The organism is Pseudomonas sp. (assembly GCF_017744435.1).
In the GTDB taxonomy this organism is placed as follows: Bacteria; Pseudomonadota; Gammaproteobacteria; order Pseudomonadales; family Pseudomonadaceae; genus Aquipseudomonas.
In genome coordinates this window covers 18,359-34,791 of sequence record NZ_JAGIBG010000040.1, presented here as the reverse complement: position 1 = coordinate 34,791, position 16,433 = coordinate 18,359, and the positions used below count along the sequence as shown (strand labels likewise).

General features: G+C 59.7%; 21 protein-coding genes. 2 read left to right on the top strand and 19 right to left on the bottom strand.

Annotated features, from left to right (window positions below; genetic code table 11):
- Positions 1-6 precede the first annotated feature (6 nt).
- Positions 7-2,913, bottom strand: coding sequence for a phage tail length tape measure family protein (locus tag J7573_RS22625; RefSeq protein ID WP_294340519.1), 2,907 nt, complete (start codon positions 2,911-2,913; stop codon positions 7-9).
- A 56-nt stretch (positions 2,914-2,969) separates the two neighbouring features.
- A complete protein-coding gene (locus J7573_RS22620) occupies positions 2,970-3,269 on the bottom strand; it encodes a hypothetical protein (RefSeq protein WP_294340518.1) in 300 nt (99 codons plus the stop codon).
- A gap of 128 nt (positions 3,270-3,397) precedes the next feature.
- Here J7573_RS22620 and J7573_RS22615 point away from each other — a divergent pair, with 128 nt between their 5' ends.
- The gene (locus J7573_RS22615) at positions 3,398-3,586 is read left to right on the top strand and encodes a hypothetical protein (RefSeq protein WP_294340516.1); all 189 of its coding nucleotides are present in this window, start codon (positions 3,398-3,400) and stop codon (positions 3,584-3,586) included.
- A gap of 66 nt (positions 3,587-3,652) precedes the next feature.
- On the opposite strand, the gene J7573_RS22610 is transcribed toward J7573_RS22615, so the two are convergent.
- Complete coding sequence (locus tag J7573_RS22610; protein WP_294340515.1) at positions 3,653-4,099, bottom strand: hypothetical protein; 447 nt, start codon at positions 4,097-4,099, stop codon at positions 3,653-3,655.
- Positions 4,100-4,282: 183 nt separating this feature from the next.
- Here J7573_RS22610 and J7573_RS22605 point away from each other — a divergent pair, with 183 nt between their 5' ends.
- Positions 4,283-4,519: a hypothetical protein gene (locus tag J7573_RS22605; RefSeq protein ID WP_294340513.1), complete on the top strand. Its 237-nt coding sequence runs from the start codon at positions 4,283-4,285 to the stop codon at positions 4,517-4,519.
- A 527-nt stretch (positions 4,520-5,046) separates the two neighbouring features.
- On the opposite strand, the gene J7573_RS22600 is transcribed toward J7573_RS22605, so the two are convergent.
- From J7573_RS22600 to J7573_RS22525, 16 genes are all read right to left on the bottom strand, one after another.
- Entirely contained in the window at positions 5,047-5,358 is a 312-nt protein-coding gene (locus tag J7573_RS22600; protein ID WP_294340511.1) for a hypothetical protein, read from the bottom strand.
- A 74-nt stretch (positions 5,359-5,432) separates the two neighbouring features.
- Positions 5,433-5,918, bottom strand: coding sequence for a hypothetical protein (locus J7573_RS22595; protein ID WP_294340510.1), 486 nt, complete (start codon positions 5,916-5,918; stop codon positions 5,433-5,435).
- Between the two features lie 57 nt (positions 5,919-5,975).
- A complete protein-coding gene (locus tag J7573_RS22590; protein WP_294340508.1) occupies positions 5,976-7,145 on the bottom strand; it encodes a phage tail tube protein in 1,170 nt (389 codons plus the stop codon).
- A gap of 68 nt (positions 7,146-7,213) precedes the next feature.
- Positions 7,214-7,717 (bottom strand): KilA-N domain-containing protein, encoded by a 504-nt coding sequence (locus tag J7573_RS22585; protein ID WP_294340507.1) that lies wholly within the window; start codon positions 7,715-7,717, stop codon positions 7,214-7,216.
- 126 nt (positions 7,718-7,843) lie between these two features.
- Entirely contained in the window at positions 7,844-8,251 is a 408-nt protein-coding gene (locus J7573_RS22580; protein ID WP_294340505.1) for a phage tail terminator-like protein, read from the bottom strand.
- A complete protein-coding gene (locus tag J7573_RS22575) occupies positions 8,248-8,634 on the bottom strand; it encodes an HK97 gp10 family phage protein (RefSeq protein WP_294340504.1) in 387 nt (128 codons plus the stop codon). Before J7573_RS22575 ends, J7573_RS22580 begins: the two co-directional genes overlap by 4 nt.
- 2 nt (positions 8,635-8,636) lie before the next feature.
- On the bottom strand, positions 8,637-9,017 hold the full coding sequence (locus J7573_RS22570) for a glutamate 5-kinase (protein ID WP_294340503.1): 381 nt from the start codon (positions 9,015-9,017) through the stop codon (positions 8,637-8,639).
- Positions 9,018-9,020: 3 nt separating this feature from the next.
- Positions 9,021-9,413, bottom strand: coding sequence for a protein singed (locus J7573_RS22565; protein WP_294340502.1), 393 nt, complete (start codon positions 9,411-9,413; stop codon positions 9,021-9,023).
- A 39-nt stretch (positions 9,414-9,452) separates the two neighbouring features.
- Positions 9,453-10,037, bottom strand: coding sequence for a hypothetical protein (locus tag J7573_RS22560; protein WP_294340501.1), 585 nt, complete (start codon positions 10,035-10,037; stop codon positions 9,453-9,455).
- Between the two features lie 39 nt (positions 10,038-10,076).
- Positions 10,077-11,030, bottom strand: coding sequence for a major capsid protein (locus J7573_RS22555; protein WP_294340500.1), 954 nt, complete (start codon positions 11,028-11,030; stop codon positions 10,077-10,079).
- A 10-nt stretch (positions 11,031-11,040) separates the two neighbouring features.
- A complete protein-coding gene (locus J7573_RS22550) occupies positions 11,041-11,760 on the bottom strand; it encodes a hypothetical protein (RefSeq protein WP_294340499.1) in 720 nt (239 codons plus the stop codon).
- 82 nt (positions 11,761-11,842) lie between these two features.
- Positions 11,843-12,187, bottom strand: a complete 345-nt coding sequence (locus J7573_RS22545; RefSeq protein WP_294340498.1) for a hypothetical protein — start codon at positions 12,185-12,187, stop codon at positions 11,843-11,845.
- Between the two features lie 4 nt (positions 12,188-12,191).
- Entirely contained in the window at positions 12,192-13,241 is a 1,050-nt protein-coding gene (locus J7573_RS22540; RefSeq protein WP_294340496.1) for a minor capsid protein, read from the bottom strand.
- Positions 13,231-14,652 (bottom strand): DUF4055 domain-containing protein, encoded by a 1,422-nt coding sequence (locus J7573_RS22535; RefSeq protein WP_294340494.1) that lies wholly within the window; start codon positions 14,650-14,652, stop codon positions 13,231-13,233. Before J7573_RS22535 ends, J7573_RS22540 begins: the two co-directional genes overlap by 11 nt.
- Positions 14,653-14,660: 8 nt before the next feature.
- The gene (locus tag J7573_RS22530; RefSeq protein WP_294340492.1) at positions 14,661-15,962 is read right to left on the bottom strand and encodes a terminase family protein; all 1,302 of its coding nucleotides are present in this window, start codon (positions 15,960-15,962) and stop codon (positions 14,661-14,663) included.
- Positions 15,949-16,410, bottom strand: coding sequence for a DUF2280 domain-containing protein (locus J7573_RS22525; protein ID WP_294340490.1), 462 nt, complete (start codon positions 16,408-16,410; stop codon positions 15,949-15,951). Before J7573_RS22525 ends, J7573_RS22530 begins: the two co-directional genes overlap by 14 nt.
- Between the last annotated feature and the right edge of the window lie 23 nt (positions 16,411-16,433).

Genomic DNA, 16,433 nt, shown 5'->3' with positions numbered 1-16,433 from the left:
GGTTTCCTATGAGAGCATGCCGCCTGGGCGCTGCTCGTCCTGTATGACTTGCCGAACGATATCTCGGACGCCTTCACCCGCCAGCTGGCCTTGGCGCCGCGCCTCGGCATCGCTCATGCCTGGCTGTGCCTGCACAGAAACATTGAAGTTGAAGCTGATATCGCCGCGGACTGGCTTGTCTCGCTCGCCCCCACGACCATTGCCAGATTGGACAATGGTTCGCCCTCCGCCACCACTCACCGATACTCGCTCGTTGGAGTTGATGGCTTCGAGGAGCGAACGGTTGCGTTTAGTGGCCTCGGCGTTCACGACGAACTCGCCGTTACTGAGGCGCGCGGTAATGCTGTCTGACGTTCCACTGCCAGCACCCGATACGTAGCCGCCGGTAGCAAAGCCAGGCACAACAGCTAGACCTGCAGCCAAGGTAGTGGTTGAGGCCAATGCGGCAGCGGCAGGGACGGCGTTAGCACCCATGGTTGCCAAGGACGCCATGGCCGCAGCAGGAGCCCATGCACTCGCCGTGGTTCCCGCAAGGGCAATGTTCGTGGCAGCAGCCGAGGCGCCGAGAGTGGCGTTCAGGGCAGCATTCACGGCCCATCGGGCCGCCATTTCGCCCAGCGCACTTACCACGCCGCGAACCATGTTCTCCGTGATCATGCTCATCGCGTCCCCGAACGTCATGCCGTCGAAGATCATGCTTTCGAACGCTCGACCTGCGTCAACACTGATGCCGTTGAAGGCATTGGAGAACATGGCCTGGGTCTGCCCGGCAATGTCGTTGGCGCTGTTCTGGAAGTTTTGAAGCGCTGCAGTCCAGCCATTAGCTGAATTGAGCAGCTGCTGATCAATCTGGCCCCATCCAACTTGCATAGCCTGGAGTTGCTTAGGCAGATATTCGGTAGTCAGATCGATCTGAGCCTGCAAATCCTGGCGCTGCTTCTCGGTAGTAGCGTTGGCCAGCTCCGTGCGCAACTGCAGGATTCGATCGTTCGTGTCCTGCTCCAGGCGGATGCGCTGCTGCATGCGCTCGGATTGAAGACCGCCCATGCCTACCGCTGCCGCCTCGGTGTCGTACTGCGCACGCTGAGTTTCAAGCTGTCGATCAAGCTGCGCACGGTATTGCTCTGCCTGGGTCAGTCCTCGAGCCCCCTTGATGGCGGCTGCGTAGTTGATCGACGCCTGGGCTAGCGCCTTGCCGTACTCTTCTTGGCTGATCTTTCCCTTGTCCAAGGCCAGCTGGAGCTGAGTTTGCTCCTTGGTGAGTGCGCGTGCGGCCTGGGCTGCCGGGTCGTACTGGTTGTACAAGCGGGCAAAGGTAGTTTCCGCCTCCGACACGCCCTTGCTCGCCCCCTTCGGGGTATTCTTCTTCGCCTCACGTTCCTTGATGTCGGAGATTTCTTTCTCGATGTTCTTGCGCGACTGGGTGTACTTAGCCTCCTCGGACGCGCTGAATACGCCAGCGGCCAGTGCCTTGGCTCGCGCCTTGTCGAGGTCTGTCAGCTCATTGTTCAGCCGCTGCATCTGGGTCAGCGAGCTTTTGTAGGTCGTATCCAGATCCTGCAGGCCCTTGCGACCCTCTTCCTGGATGCGCCGCCGCTTCTCTTCCTCTTCCAAAGTCTTCGCGTTGGTTTGCTGGATGCCCTGACGCTGCTTGAGCTCAGCCTGTAGACTGGAAATACTTTCCTTGGCGTCGTTGTCCTCAATTTCAGTGCCAAGCGTGCTCTGCAGAAAGGCAATCTTTTGCTGAAGCCTTGTGATGGCTTTGTCTTCGCTCTCGACGCTCTTCCGGCCGATGCTTGCAAAGGCATCAAGGACCTCGTTGGTGGCGTCCTTGATGTTGAGCCAGCCGCGCTCAATGAGCCCAAGATTCTCGCGAATCTTTGAGGTGCGCTGCCCCATGGCTTCTGCGTAAGTACGCTCTGCGAGGTCGGCGGCCGCCACGGCGTTACCCTGATCCAACAGGGCCTTGATCTGAGAGTAAACCGACGCAGTCAGGAACCGGTATTTCTCATCGAGCTCAACAATGCCGGCGACAGGATCCTTGCCGAGCTTGATGAACTCGGCAACCGTGTCTTCTACTGCCTTGCCAGTTACACGCTGCATCTCGACGGCTGTCGTGGTGATCAGCTTCAAGTTGCCGGTGGTATTCACGCTGGCCGCAGTAAGCTGCGCTAGCGCCCCGGCGGCTTGGCCAAACGTGCCAGTCACCTGGTCTGCTGATTCTGCCAAGCTGATTAGCTGAGCTTCGGATGCCTTCGAGAAGTTACCGGTCAGGATCAGGCTGTCGCGCAGGGCATCCGACTGCTCGGAGCCTTTGTAGTAGGACAAGGCGAGTGCGCCGGCGGCAGTTGCTGCGATGGTGAAGGGGTTTACTAGGCCAAGGATGTATCCGCCCAAGGCCTTAGCCGCAGGAGCAATCCCGCCGAACATGTCCTTGAGCTGGCCGCCCTGCTGAAGAAACACAGTGAGCGGGGCTTGGCCGCCCTGCAGGCTTACAGCGATGTCAGTGAACTGAGCCGGCACGCCTCGCAGCGCAGCCTGATATGCCTTTGCCGACATGCCTGCCTTATTCATGCCCTCAGCCGACTCGCCGATCCCTTGGCGCAGAGTGTTGATGCGATCGCTGTACTCGGAAAAGGTATCCGCATCGAGGAGCTTGGTGCCTTTGAACTTGGCCAACCGCTCTTGCATGTCGTCCAAGCGCCCAAGGGCGGCAATCGTCGGGTTTATGCTTCCGAGCAACTGCGACAGTTCTTTGCGCTGGTCGTCAAGGCTCGAAGACAGTCCGTCCGCGCTTGATGTGGCTCCCTCACCGGCACGCTCCATGCGCTCAAGGGATCCAGACAGGTCGTCAGCGTTGCGCTTGGCGCCCCGTGAGTCGATAGTTACCGCCAGGCGGGATTCCTGCGCCATGTCATTCTCCAGGCATAAAAAAACCCGCTTAGCGCGGGTCTTTATTTTTTCCATAATCAGTTGTGAGCGTCGTAGCACTCTCGGTACGCGGCATTCTGAAACTCAGATATGGCAGTGGCCCGCTCTTTCGAGTCCTCGAATACTCGGACTTTGTAGGCCTTCATCACCATTCCTTCCGAGAACTTACTACCATCACCCACTGATCTGACGGCGTCCTTCAGTAGATCACCATCTTGGCGGGCCTTCATCGCCTCTGCCGCCAAGTCGGATATCTTCTGACATTGCTCTGGCGCCTTCGCAAACGAGACACCTGCAGGCAGCAGCACAATAGCAGCAATCAGCAACAATCGATTCATGGCTTCCTCCATAAAGATGGCCTGAATCTACCACAGCCATGCCGATTCCGGCGCCAGCAGACAAGTGAAGTCGGCCTCCATCTGGTCTACCCTTACCGCTGCCAACCACTCACGCGAAGGGTGCCGAGATGCCCGAAGATGAGAAGCAGCGATTTGCCGAGGCGCTGGAGCACTGGGCTATGATGCTTGAGGACTTGCGAACCCGGGAGCAGGCCGAGGCCATTGCCCAGGTGGAGCAACTTGAGAAATTGCACCTCTCGCGTGCTTTCCACGCCAGCGCTCTGGGGAAGCATCACGCCGGGAAGCACCGGAAATGAGGAAGATGCAAAAAGCCCAGCGCTGGGCTAAATTCCTGCATCATCAGGTTATCTCGTGCTGCCTTTCTAATTTGCATGGTTACAAGATCCGGGAAGCGCTCGAACCCAGATCGAGGTTTCCCCACTATCTATCTTTCCTCCATATGTGCTTCCCAACACCTGCAGGCAGTCCCCACCTTTGCCTGAGTATTCAATTCTACGCGAATCGGTTCCGCACTCCTCCCTTCCGACAAACTCGCCTAACGCATAGATAGTCCTATCTTGATAAATCAGGCCAGTCTTGGGGTCAAAATCTGCAGCGTGCAATTGAAAAAGAGAGTCCCTGATAGATTTCCCATTCCAAACACCAAAATAAAAACAACTACTCTCACCGAGAACCCGGTCTCTAACCACAACCTCAAAACTTGGAAATACAAAATAAAGCAACGCCACGGCTCCAAAAACCAGCATTGCAACGCCCTTCACCGCATCAAGTATGGAGTTAAAGTAGTCAATCCCGTCTTTTTTTATCATTCTCCAACCCCCTCATAGCTGATAACACCCATCAGCTACCAGAGTAGTCGAACTGAAACAGTCGCTACGATGACTTAACTGCACCTCACACTGTCCACCCATCCACCCTGGACGGAAGCGCAGTAGCTGGCCCGCCTGCGGTCGTAGTAGGTTGCAGCTGCCCCCCCTTTTAAGGAGTGACACATGACCATTCGCAGTTTGGCGAAAAACCTGCCTCCAGATCCTGACAAGGAAGGCTGGGTACTTGGGTGGGGCGTCCTCCGGGATAAACATCCATGGCATTTTGTCGACGTCTATGACGATCAGAAAACAGCCAAGGCGGAAGCGGAACGCCGCGGTGATGGCTACGTTGTGGAGTACGGCTCTCACCGCCTTGGCTCGAATGAATTTGTGTGCGGTATCACCCCACCAGAGGGCTGAGCAGTAGCCTGTCCAAGCATCCAGCGTGGATGATATACCAGTACTGCGTCACTCCAGCTGCATAGTAGCGTTGCGCCTCCAGCGAACCGCCCCGGTCTGTTGCCGTAAAGCCCATGGACTGGGACACTGATGACACCGGAGGTTTCTTTGAGCAACAACCTTGAACTTATCAAAATGCTGAACCGGGCCACCACTTGCGCAGAACAGGCTCTCAGAGTTGCCGGCAGGTCTGACGCTGACTCTTAAGCCCAGGCCGAAGCATTCGAAATGATCGTCAACGCATTCTCTCAGTTGGACCAGCGCATCGTTGCGATTGAGGAGAAGCTCAAGCCTTAGGGATGATGCTGGCGAGCTTCTCGGCGCTGATCCGGATCGCTGATCCAGGCGCTGAGAAAGCTCCTCCTCGGTAAGCTTTTCGCTCAGCGCGGCCTTCAATCCATCGTCGCGCCCACTGCGCTCCGGCATGAAAACTTAAGCGAAGGTTTCCAGAATCACCCGCTCACTCAGTATTTCAACCTGTTTTTCATTCATGTTTTTCTCCTGCGGCCTGGCCCCGTCAGTTCGGCTTGCGTATTCGGCGCGGCCTTGCTCTGTTCTTTTTCCTGCTGCTCATCCCAATGGCGCCGAAACTCGTCATCCATTGCGAAGATCGCAGCATCGAACTCTTCGCGGCATATCGCTGAGGGGTAGCGCGCAAGGTGTTCAGTGATGGCCGATGGCGAGATCGGCGCAGGGGCGCCGGCCATGCCCACGTACTGCCTCGACCTGCTGATCTGACCATAGGCCTCAAGGATCTCGGCGGTTACACCGTCGATCTCTGGCGGATCAGGAATCGGCACGCCAAGCCGCTCATGCTTCCAACGCTTCTTCTCGTTCTCCGGCCCAGCCCAGTCCCTACCCCAGCGATATGCCGCTACTGCTTTTCCACGGTGGCCTGGACCTGCTCCTCAATGCGCTTGGCGATGTCCAGGCCGGTGCGCAGAGCCAGGAAGTAAACGCCTGGCATCTGCTCGATCAGTGCTTTGCATAGCTGGGGTGTGTACGCAGCTGGCTCTCCGGGACGCTCTTCGATGTCGATACCCTGCCAGTCCTTGATCAAGTGCCTGGTGGCCAGGTCGATGAACAGGTCGTCGTCGGTTTCGAGTTCGACGTCGGGGATGGCGTCAACTGTAAATCCGGCAGTGCCCACGCCTGCCTGCTGATTCAGTGCCGCCAGGTGCCGGCGGATCACGGCCTGGTGCGACTTGTAGATCGGGTTGGCAATTGACGCTACGAGGATCGATGCAGTGTCCGACCCCTTCTCGCATTTCACGGCCAGACCATCTGGGCCGACCTTGAAGTGCACCCAGCGCTCGCCGTTGATATCCAGTTCAGGCTTTCTTGCAATGGTGATGCCCATGATATTCCTCTGCGGTAAAAGGCCCGACGCACACCGCAGGGAGCGCCGGGCAAAGGATTAAGCGGTAACGGTGACAGCGCAGGTGTCGGTCTTGGTGCCATCTGCGACGCTGGTTGCGGTGATGGTCGCAATGCCGTCGGTCATTGCACTCACCAGGCCGGTTGCACTGACGCTCGCGACGACCTGGTCGGACGAGACCCAGTTGACGAGCTGGCTCGCCCCAATCGGCGTCACTACTGCCTCGAGGTCGGCGGACTCACCAACTGCCAGGCTCAGAGTTGCTGGGGTCACGGTGACCGCTGCAATAGCGATCGGCGCCGGCAAGCGGATGATGGTCGGCGGCACGCGGCGGGCGGTATAGCTGAGCTCGACCTGGATGATGTCGGTGGCGCCGCCGTCCGGCCAGTCGCCACTGACCTCCATCTCAGGGATGAAGAAGGTATAGCCACCGTCTGCGTTGTTCAGCGTGAACTCGAAGCTCAACGCGCCGCCGGTCTGCTGCGCCTTCCAGTACTGGTAGGCGGTCTTGGACCAACTCACGGTGATCGAGCCAGACGGGGTGAAGGTGGTCGGAATGATGTTGCCAGGGAACGGGTTGCCATTGCCGATGCAGCGCTGGGTCTGCACGTTGTTGTCGAACTGAAGGTTGAAGCTGTCGACGCAGGCGTTGTCCTCGCCCAACTGCACGCCGTTGATCTTCAGGCCGGTTACGTCCTTGAAGCCGTAGCGGCGCTGGTTGGCCTCAGGCTGAGGGCTGACGATGAACGACGTGTTGTCGGCCTTGTCGTCCCAGGCGATCGCCGCGAAAGTGGTGGTGACGGTGATCTCGTTGTCGTTCGGGACTTCGATATTTAGGGTCGCGACCTGCGCGCCGCGGGCGATTGCCGCGACACCGACGTCGGCGTCATATGCGCCGATGGAGAACGAAATGCGGTCGTTGCCCATGGTCAGAACGTTGCCGACCCAGTCGTTGCCGAAGCAGGAGGCCAGGAATTCGTCCAGCGCGCCGTAGCGGAACTTGGTTTCGATGTCACCGCCAACATCCACGGTGGTCTGGGCGGTACCCTGGGCCATGCGATCCTCGCCGATCTCGTTGTTCTCTTCCGAGTTGTAGGTGGGGACCAGGCCGAAACTGACACGAGTAAGCACGTTCCAGTTGCCCGGTGGGGTGATACCCGGGGTGACTTCGCGAATCCACGCGGTCGAGCGCTTTGCACCACTGGACATGGGGTGTTTCTCCTATCGATAGGCGTAAAAAAAAACCGCCATGTGGCGGTGCATTGGTCATGTTCGAATCAGGCCGCGTCGAGACCCAGGGTCATCTGCAACTGGTCGCGCCAGTATTCGACCTGATGCTCCAGTCCCGGCTTCTTGTTGCGCCAGCGGGCCAGCTCACGACCGCTCAGGCTTGCAACGGCCTTCGCGTCATCAAGAGCTAGGCAAGCGCGGTCGAACTGCTGCTTCTCGTTGAGCTCCCCGCGCAGGAGTGCATCGATGTGAAGATCGCACCAGACAGCAAAGTCCACGTCCAGCCAGCGGGCGAATGAGACGGCCAGCTTTGGGTGAAGCCAGGTCCCGCCACTTCGGCCCTTTGCGCTTCGGACTAAAAGGTGGGATTCCCCCACATTTAAGTGTCGGGCCAGCGCGTCCATGTACTTGAGCGACTCGGGCAGGCGCAGCCATTCTGCAGGCTTCTTGCCGTAGCGCTTGGCTACATCTGTAGCATTGATCCAGCCATCGCTGTTGAAGCGAACGGACTGGCCTTGGTAGTGAAACGGAATGACGTTGCTCTCGATCATCTGTGACACCTCGTTCATCAGGCGAATAGATACGCAGCCGGGGCGGACGGATGAGCGAACATCCACCTTTCGGCTGTACGGGCCTAGGCTGCGTGTAGGGTTGCCTTGCGGCAGAAACCGGCGGGCTCAGTAGGCCCGGTATGGAAGCGAGAGGTTGACCTGGTACCAGCCGTGCCCGTCGTCACCGATCACGCTTGGCGACGCGGCGAAGAAGTCCAGCGGCCCTTCTGGCGCGCTGTAGTACTCGAAGTGCTGGACCAGCGTGTCGGCGGCCTTGGCGATCGCCAGTGTGCCCTTGTTGCTCGGCACGAACAGCTGAATGACGATGATCCCGGTTCGCCGCACGCTCGGACCGTTGCCGATCTCTGGGGTGCTGGACAGGCCAGGGATGTCCGTCAGCCTGGCCCAGATGGATCTCCCAGCAGGACTGAATGGGCCCTGCGGATTGTTCGGGTAGTCGATGGCGTCAGCGGGAATGCCAGCCCACTGCTGCATGCGGCCGATAATCACGGCGCGGATCTGTTCGAAGGTCATGAGCTATAGGCCTGAGAAACGCCGCTGAAGGACACCGCGTAAATGCCAGCCGAAGCCTGTTTGGAGTGACCGTCTTCCAATGGCCCTGCATACGGTAAGTTATTCTGGATGAAGACCTGCGTGTAGGGCTCCAGGCCGGTTATGGCCCGGACCCCGTTCTGGATGGTTTCAGCGCCAGCTGGATCGACGTTCACGGTGCTGGTATAGACAGGCGCTCCAACGCTGACGATGTTGTTGCCTCGGAAACGCCCGGTATCAACCGGAGAGCGCAGAACAATCTCGTTGAGCAGCGCCATGGCGATGACTCGCACGCGCTGGCTCAGTTGTTCCTCCACCACGCCAGCGAAAAGGCTTGGCGGTGTACTCCAGCCTCGTTTGGCCATGGCTATTTCCTCAGCTGAATCTCGTAGTGGGCCTGGGCCGGGTCGATGCCTGGGCTGACAATCCTGTACGTCGCCTGCAGGCCAGTGATCAGGTCGGTGGTAGTGAGCTGGTGGCCAACCGCAGGCTTGTCCGTGACCTCGTTGGCCAGACAGATCAGCAGCACGTCTCCAATCAGAATGTTCAGGCCGTCGATTCGCTTGCTCTCGTAGCTGTCGAGAACTCCGCGCCCGGTGTAGGTCACCGACTGGGCCGTAGTAGTCTCGCTGACCGGATCCCATACGCCCGGGCCCATGTAGGAGCCGGTGAAGTCCTGCACGGCATCTGCCAGATCATCGTCGAATGCTTCGGCCAGATCGGCCTGGATATCGTCGCGTAGGCCCATGCCCTACCCCCTCGACACGCGGAATGCGAATGGATTGCTGCGCCATGGGGTCAGTAGGGCCAGTGCCAGCTGCACACACGCAGGCTGGGCTGCCGTGCTGGTCTTGTCGATCGAGCCGAAGGTCTTACTGGTCGACACCGACCCGGCCTTGACGGTCTTCGCCTCAAGCGTCCCCTCGGTCTGCTGCTGGTATAGCTTCCCCTGAGACGCGCACTTGGCAAGTCTGGCACCGGCCTGCTTCACGTCGTCAGGAATGTCGTCCATGTCGATGCCGACCAGGTTGAGCGCGGTCAGGTAGGCATTCGCCTCGAACACCGCCTCATCCTTGAGGTCGTCAGCCGCCCAGCCAGCCCCAAGGATGCTATCCACGTCGGCCACGGTGATGTAGGTAGCCATCAGGCCTCCGCTTTAATGAGTGGGGCCGTAGCCCCAGTGTTATTTCTTGTCGAGCTCGTCGACCTGTTTCTGCAGCGACTCTTTCGAGGCGTTGGCACGGTAGGTGACTTGCGCCGCGTCGAGCTTGGCTTTCAGTGCCTCAACTTCAGGATCGACCTGAGGCCGTTTGAGCGCTTCGATCTGCTTGAGCAGGTCGGCCTTCTCCTGCTCCAGGCTGGAGACCTTCTGCGTTTCGCTGTCGCGCTCACGCTGGAGGCTGGCGACACCGGCATTGATCGCCTCCAGCGCCTGGAACAGTCGGTCAGCGGTATCGCCCAACTCGCCTGCTGGACGCTCCAGACGCTGCGCGGTAAACGACTCGACGATGGCGCCTATGGAAGCCAACTCAGCAACCAGTCGGTCAAACACCGCAGGATCCGGACCGTCGATAACAGTCACGCGCTTCGGCACGTCGACGACAGTTACCTCGGCCCCGGATTGCTCGTAGGCATCCACCACTTTTGGCCAGTCACCAATGACCATCACCGACTCGACGCCAGGCTCAGCCTGGTCGAAGTGTCGAGGATTGCGATAAGTCCGGCCCGGCTCGAAGCCGTCACGCTGGGTTGTGTAGATCAGTTCCATGGAGGTCTCCATGGCGGCTCATGGGAGAGCCGCCCTTGCTTACGGGCCAGGTGGGGTCGACAGATCGATCAGCACACCGGCCGTGGCCTTGTCGCTGGTCGCGTGCTTACGCCAGTTCGCACCGGTACCGAGGGCTGCGAGATTCGGGTTCACGCCTGCAGTGTCCCTCCAGGAGTAACCCATGATGTCGACGTTGAAAGCGCCTTCCGCGCGATAGCCGATCGCCAAGTTCTCTTGGGTATTGACCGGGTAGGAACGCACGCCTGGGGCCTGAGACTCAGTAACCGACACAGCCCCCACTTGCAGGCCGAAGATGCGCTCCTCGGTGACCTTGTCGGACACGAGTACTGGCTTGCCCATGGTGCCCGGCGAGCCGCCGTAGATAACCACGCCCGCCTCTTCGTAGATCTTCTGGTCGATGGCATCGTCAACCAGGTCGAAGTAGGTGGCAGAGTCCATGGCGAAGAGCGCGATGCGGTTGAAGCGATCACCGAACTTCCGCATGCCTTTGGTCAGTACCTTCTTGTGATCTACCGCGAAGGAGCCAGTGGCGACCATGTTGGAGTTCGCACCAATAGCGGCCCCGAGAGCGGCAAAAGCGGTCTGGATGTAGTAATCCAGTGCCGCATCGGCCATGTCCTGGCCAACCAGCATGGAGAACTCCTCCGGACTGCGCGCACGACGCTTGAAGGCCTCTTCGGTGGTTTCGTACGGGCCGTACTTCCATGGGGTTTTGACGCCTACGGCTTCGTCAGCACCGATCTTGGTGCCGGCCACGGTTGCGTCGGAGTTGACGTTACGGTGTGCGAGGGTGCCGCCGATCTTGTAGAAGGCACGCTTACGCAGGTCGCCCTCGATCAGTTCGTTGCGCAGAATGAGTGCGCCACCAGATGAGGCATTGAAGACATCCAGAACGTCCTGCAGACGCTCGAGGTAGGCGGTTTGGGCAAGATCGTTGTAGATGATCATGTCCGAGTTGACGGTAGTGGGCATGTGTCACTTCCTATTTTGGCAATTTGAGATACGCCTCTTGCCCATGCGCTTCGATGTATTCGCGCTTCTGGACAGAGGTCATTTCGGAGCGTTGCAGTGCGGCCCCGCCGCCTTTTTGGTGTCCGCCGGCCCCGCCGCCAGATGCCTTGCTACCAGCGATCAGCGGCGCGAATGCCGGATCGTTGGTGAATTCTGCTTTCAGCTCGTCCAGCGTTGCCGCCGAGAGCTTGCCGGCCGCGTCGAGCACGACAACGGTGGGTTTACCGTCGCGCTGCTCGACGCTCAGCCGGCGTTCGATGTGGGGAAGCAATGCTTTGGCGCTGCCTGGAACAGCCAGAACAGTCGCGATCTCGGTGGCGGTGCGACCTACCGTCAGATCCCGGATCTGGCCTTGCAGGGTGGCGCGCTCGCTTTCGAGGGTGCCAGTCAGCTCAGCTTCGCGGCGGTCGTACTTCTCGGACCAGGACTTTTCGAGCTCTTCGATGTTGCCCGACTTGCGTAGGGCTTCTTCGCGCTCCAGGCGCGCCTGCTCTTCGGCGTCCTTGCGGGCCTTATCGGCCGCCTTCTTCTCGTCGAGCAGTTCCTGCACCTTCGACTTCAGGCCGGATACGTCTTCCTGCTGCGGCAGGCCTTCGATACCCAAGACGAACTTGCCGTCCTTCTCGACATACAGGGCTGCTACCGATTCATCGACGCCATCAAGGCTGTCCAGTTGGAATTTCAAGGTCATTGCTGTCTCCCAGAGACTTTGAGCAGGCCCTGCCTGAGGGCATAAAAAAACCCGCCGAGGCGGGTTATAGAAAATGGTTGCTTCAGATCAACCGAGCATGCAGGACCGTTAGATCTCCCTGCGTGTAGGGCCTATGTTCGTACGTGGTATTAATGGTAGTTGAGAGCATACCTGGCTGAGATTGAGCAGAATCTCTGAGGAATTTGTTTGCCACAAACAGATCGAAAATCAGGATGAGATCTTGATCAGTCAGGCGTCCTGCACCAAAGGCAATGTTCATTGCGGTATCAACATCGTGCCGAGCAGTTGCAACTACGATGGGCAAGTCAGGGTTTAGGATCGCCAGCCAAAAACCATTGAAAATTTTGATTAACTCTTGTGTATGTAGGTTGCTCAGCACTTGGTCATCCTTACCAAAAATGTTCATGACACTACATTATCAGTCCAGCACGATCGAATGCCATCGGTTCACGGTCACGCAGATCTTTGAGGGTCAGGGTCTTTCCGTCGTCATCGACGAACCGGTCGATGGACAACTCGCCTTTGCTGAACAGCTTGTAGCGCGCCGGACCGAGCACATCCTGTTGGAACGCAGCCGGCTGCCTGGCGAGCCATTCGCCGTAGGTGTTCTTGCTGCTTACCTGCTCGGCTCCGTCCGGGCCTACTGCTGGCCGGGTTGACCCGGGGATCTCCCGGGCAAACTCATCCTTGAGCACTGGTATCTCGGTGGTCCGGCAGTTCCAGTGGAATGGCGGCGAAGGCGCGGTCATGGGCACCACTGTGCCGTCCAGAGCTCGGCATAGCGGCGTTGTTCTGCCATCCAGGGTGGCCACACGGCGCTTTCCCTTCAGGATGTCGTCGTTGTCGACCATGACCTGCTGCCGGGCTGAACTGGCGATGTGGTTGGTCATTGTCCGAACCAGTGCGCCAGCCTGGTCGCGCTGCTGCACGCCGAGCGATGTGAGCCGCCGACTGATCTGCCCGGTCGTCTCGCCCAGTGCCGACCCCATGCGAATCTCGCTGATGATCTCGGCGCTCTTCTTAGTGCCGTACTGGTCAAGCGCGCCGGCGATACTGATGCGCTGCCGACCTTTGCCGACCTCCAGGTCGAGAGGATCAGCCAGGGCCGCAGCGGCCACTTGCTCGATGCTGGGCGTATTCAGCTGGACGACCGCCTTCACGACCTTGCCCAGCAGCGTCATGTTGAACTCGGCCTCGTAGCCACCGAACTCGGTGAGGTCGAGCACAGCCTGCTGCTTCATCTCGCCGTATACGCCCGCAAGCTCGCCCTGGAGCTCCTGAATCTGCTTCTCGTACCGTTGGGTTCCGTACCGGCTCAACCCGTCGGATACGCGCGATTTTGCGGTGCTGATGGCCTTGGTGATGAACTTGGCCAGGCGCTTGAGGCTGCCACCGGCGTAGCGCTGCACATGCACCTGGTGGCGAGTCGCTGCGTCGGACAGGTAGCCGTCACTGCTCATTGCCTGCTCCGGTGTCGCTGCCGGTCACCGGCGACTGCTCAGCCAATTCATCATCGATCAGGTCATCGGTGCGGTCAGCCTCGAGCACGCCGCCCTGACGTAGGTTGGTGCGCAGGTCGGACTTCGCAATCAGACCCTGCTGCCACAGCTGAACCTGGGCCAGGATGTCCTGGGCGGTCATCGCCTCATCGAAGAACGATTGGTTGAGCCAGAATACCGTGCCCGCTTCGTCCGGTTCGCCCATCATGAAGCGCTCGGCGTCGAGGATGGCCCGCTTCAGGGCCTCAGACACGTTACCGGCGATGGTACCCAGTACGCTGTTGTCCGAGCTGTAGCGAATGCGCACTGCCTCTGCTGTCTCAGCGCCGCCGGCCTTCTGGACGATGCGGGCGCCGATCATCAGCATCTGCTCTTCCTTGTCCTTCAGCAGCGTGCGAGCCAACTGGCTCTCGGTTGCCTGGACGAGGGTCGCGGTACCGCTCTTGCCAAGGTTGTAGCCTCGGGTCGAGCCGATGTGCATGCCGTTCGGGTTCACCTTGGCGAACTCGTCGGCACTGATGTCTGTGGTGATGAACAAGGTCGGCTGACTACTAATGAACCCACTCTCTTCCACCGTGGCGCTATTGCCATAGTGGAGAATGTTCACGTCGGCCAGATCCTCGAGAGGCGACTTGTCGACGCTGGCGTCGTTGTTTTGGGCGCCGTAGAAGCTGAACAGGATGTGATCGAAGGCCCGCCCATTCTTGTCGAGCGGCTGGATCTCGCTGTAGGACTGGCCGTCCTTGCCGTACACCCGCTGCACGTAGCGACCATCGACCAGCAGAAGCACCCGATACTGGGTGTCCGTGGTCCGCTCAAGGCTATCCGAGCTGAATTGAGACACGCACTCCAGCAGGCAGACGTAGACCAGGCGCTTCACGCCATCGATCACCTGCTCATCCCAGTCGATGATCGACTCGGCGCCGTAGTGGTGAATCAGCGCGGCACGGCCCTGCATGTCAGCCATCGATGACACGCCCTCAACTGCAGGGAAATCCACCAGGAAGCCGCCGCGCCCTGCATCCAGGCACTCGCCAACGGCATCCTTGGACAGCTGCTCAAGGCTGGTACCGTCGCCGCTCGCGTTCTCTTTCAGGTACTCGACACCGGTCGGTAGTTGCAGCTCGGCAGTCTTGCGGAAAACCGCACCAAGCAGGCCGGTGCGCGTTCGCCCGGTGACGTTGAGGAACATCGCCCGCTTCTTGTACTGCTTGTAGCGCGCCAGGTTCTCCGGGGACTTGTTCTCCGGGTCCGGCATCGGCAGGTATTCGTCGTGCTTGCGCACCTCTCGGGCGCCGGCCACGCAGCGCTTTACCAGCTGCCAGCCGGGCAAGGCCTCCGAGTACTCTGCCCGGGGAGTGAAGTTCGGCATGGGTGGCCTCAGAAAGTGAACGTGATTGGTACGTGGGTAACCGGCCTGCTGATCGGGTAGTCGTGGTGGATGAAGTACCCGCCCGCGTCGTTCGCGTGGTCCACGCCAGATTTCTTGTCAGGCTCGCCATTGGCAGCCCACACCTGCTGCTCCAGTCCGTCCGCATAGGTCGGGCAGCGCAATGGGTTGATCAGGTAGCGCCGCTCGCCATTCGCGTTGCAGAACATGGCATTCATGGCGTTGATCCGGTCCTTAACCGGAGGGTTGGCGTCGGGAGCGATCACAGCAAAGCCAGCCTGGCGCAGGATGGCGATGTCCGTCTCACTGGCGTTCACCGACTTGCGGGACCCGCCCGATGCGTCCGGGTAGATCCTGATCTCGCAGGTCTTCTCGTATTCGCGGCCATTGTGCCGCCAGTAGCGCTCCTTGATGCGCCGGATCATGTCCGGGGTGTCGAAGCCGTCGATCAGCTCATCCACCGCCCTGGGCTTTCCGTCAGCGCGCTTGACGTGCGTGATCGCCGCCATTTTGCCGACGTTGAAGTCCATGCCGATGAATAAGGGCTCGCCCGGCTCGACCGTGTCGAAGCAGGAATTCAGCTTGCGATCGTAGGCGTGATAGATCGACCCGGCATTAAGGTTGACGAACTGGCCATTCAGGTAGGCCAGGATCAGCTGGGCCGGGTATGACTCCATCAACGACGGGATGTAGTCAGGTGGTAGGTTCAGCTCGTTGTCGAACGTGCTGGCCTGCACCAGGCCATACATGCCTTGCAGTGCTGGCTTCTCGCGCAGCTGCTTCACGAACTGCTGATAGACGAACTTGAACCCCTCGGGGGTCGTGGTCACGTCCACGCCGTTCTTCAGCCCGGGCACGTTGTAGCGCATCCGGGCAATGATCTTGCGCCAGGCGTGCTCAGCCTTCTGCGCGGGCAGAACATCGAGCTCGTCGACCAGGGCGTGGCCGATCTTGAAGCCGACAATGGTCTGCGGCTTCTCCATCGAGCGGCAGATGGTCGTGCTGCGGTACTGGCCGCCGCTGTAGAACTCGACCTCTTTGTCGCTCTCCTTCGTCTTGACCTTAAGGCCCCAGTCGTAGGCGACCTCTTCGATGGTCGGGAAGAAGATGTCGCGGATCTGCGGGTAAGTCGGGGCGAAGTAGCCGGAGTCGATCCGTGGCCACTCCCAGACGTGCTTGCACAGCGCGGCGCAGCCAACCCAGGTCTTGCCCGACCCAAACCCGGCCACGAATCCGCGAAACTTGTTTTCCATGCGCAGGAAGCTGGCCTGGGGCACGTTAAGTGACGGCATCAGGCTTCCTCGCATCCACCACGTCGACCTGCACCCGGGTGGGCGGCACGTTGTCGTGGGAATTCTCGTTCTTGGTCTGGCGGTTCACGTAGACATCGCCGACCTCTTTGGCCGCCTGCTCCAGTAGCTGGGCAGTCAGGGTCATGTTCTTCATGCTCTCGGCTTTCTCCGCCATGCGACCCAGCGCGCGGAGCCGGAACGCGCGGTTGGCTATCGGAATCTCTGCCGTCTCCTCGCGGAATCGCTTACGGGTGTCCTCGAAGAGGGTCACCCAGCGCTTGGCCAGGTCACGCCCCGCACGCTTGGTCGGATCGTGCGCCTCGCACTTCTGCCGCGTCACCTCAAGGCCGAATTCTTCTCGGACGGCTGCCGCGACTTGCGAGGGGGTATCGAAACAGGCCAGGGCCTGAACGATAAAGGCTTTCACCTCGTTGCTCAGGGCCGCCATAGGTTTTCATCCGTCGTGGGTCT

What these genes read in the sequence shown, in the direction of transcription:
- J7573_RS22625 (WP_294340519.1), bottom strand. Translation starts at nt 2,913, where the DNA reads ATGGCGCAGGAATCCCGCCTGGCGGTAACTATCGACTCACGGGGCGCC.
- J7573_RS22540 (WP_294340496.1), bottom strand. Translation starts at nt 13,241, where the DNA reads ATGAGCAGTGACGGCTACCTGTCCGACGCAGCGACTCGCCACCAGGTG.
- J7573_RS22555 (WP_294340500.1), bottom strand. Translation starts at nt 11,030, where the DNA reads ATGCCCACTACCGTCAACTCGGACATGATCATCTACAACGATCTTGCC.
- J7573_RS22570 (WP_294340503.1), bottom strand. Translation starts at nt 9,017, where the DNA reads ATGGGCCTACGCGACGATATCCAGGCCGATCTGGCCGAAGCATTCGAC.
- J7573_RS22545 (WP_294340498.1), bottom strand. Translation starts at nt 12,187, where the DNA reads ATGAACATTTTTGGTAAGGATGACCAAGTGCTGAGCAACCTACATACA.
- J7573_RS22565 (WP_294340502.1), bottom strand. Translation starts at nt 9,413, where the DNA reads ATGGCTACCTACATCACCGTGGCCGACGTGGATAGCATCCTTGGGGCT.
- J7573_RS22610 (WP_294340515.1), bottom strand. Translation starts at nt 4,099, where the DNA reads ATGATAAAAAAAGACGGGATTGACTACTTTAACTCCATACTTGATGCG.
- J7573_RS22535 (WP_294340494.1), bottom strand. Translation starts at nt 14,652, where the DNA reads ATGCCGAACTTCACTCCCCGGGCAGAGTACTCGGAGGCCTTGCCCGGC.
- J7573_RS22575 (WP_294340504.1), bottom strand. Translation starts at nt 8,634, where the DNA reads ATGGCCAAACGAGGCTGGAGTACACCGCCAAGCCTTTTCGCTGGCGTG.
- J7573_RS22560 (WP_294340501.1), bottom strand. Translation starts at nt 10,037, where the DNA reads ATGGAACTGATCTACACAACCCAGCGTGACGGCTTCGAGCCGGGCCGG.
- J7573_RS22585 (WP_294340507.1), bottom strand. Translation starts at nt 7,717, where the DNA reads ATGATCGAGAGCAACGTCATTCCGTTTCACTACCAAGGCCAGTCCGTT.
- J7573_RS22620 (WP_294340518.1), bottom strand. Translation starts at nt 3,269, where the DNA reads ATGAATCGATTGTTGCTGATTGCTGCTATTGTGCTGCTGCCTGCAGGT.
- J7573_RS22580 (WP_294340505.1), bottom strand. Translation starts at nt 8,251, where the DNA reads ATGACCTTCGAACAGATCCGCGCCGTGATTATCGGCCGCATGCAGCAG.
- J7573_RS22530 (WP_294340492.1), bottom strand. Translation starts at nt 15,962, where the DNA reads ATGCCGTCACTTAACGTGCCCCAGGCCAGCTTCCTGCGCATGGAAAAC.
- J7573_RS22525 (WP_294340490.1), bottom strand. Translation starts at nt 16,410, where the DNA reads ATGGCGGCCCTGAGCAACGAGGTGAAAGCCTTTATCGTTCAGGCCCTG.
- J7573_RS22590 (WP_294340508.1), bottom strand. Translation starts at nt 7,145, where the DNA reads ATGTCCAGTGGTGCAAAGCGCTCGACCGCGTGGATTCGCGAAGTCACC.
- J7573_RS22595 (WP_294340510.1), bottom strand. Translation starts at nt 5,918, where the DNA reads ATGGGCATCACCATTGCAAGAAAGCCTGAACTGGATATCAACGGCGAG.
- J7573_RS22615 (WP_294340516.1), top strand. Translation starts at nt 3,398, where the DNA reads ATGCCCGAAGATGAGAAGCAGCGATTTGCCGAGGCGCTGGAGCACTGG.
- J7573_RS22550 (WP_294340499.1), bottom strand. Translation starts at nt 11,760, where the DNA reads ATGACCTTGAAATTCCAACTGGACAGCCTTGATGGCGTCGATGAATCG.
- J7573_RS22605 (WP_294340513.1), top strand. Translation starts at nt 4,283, where the DNA reads ATGACCATTCGCAGTTTGGCGAAAAACCTGCCTCCAGATCCTGACAAG.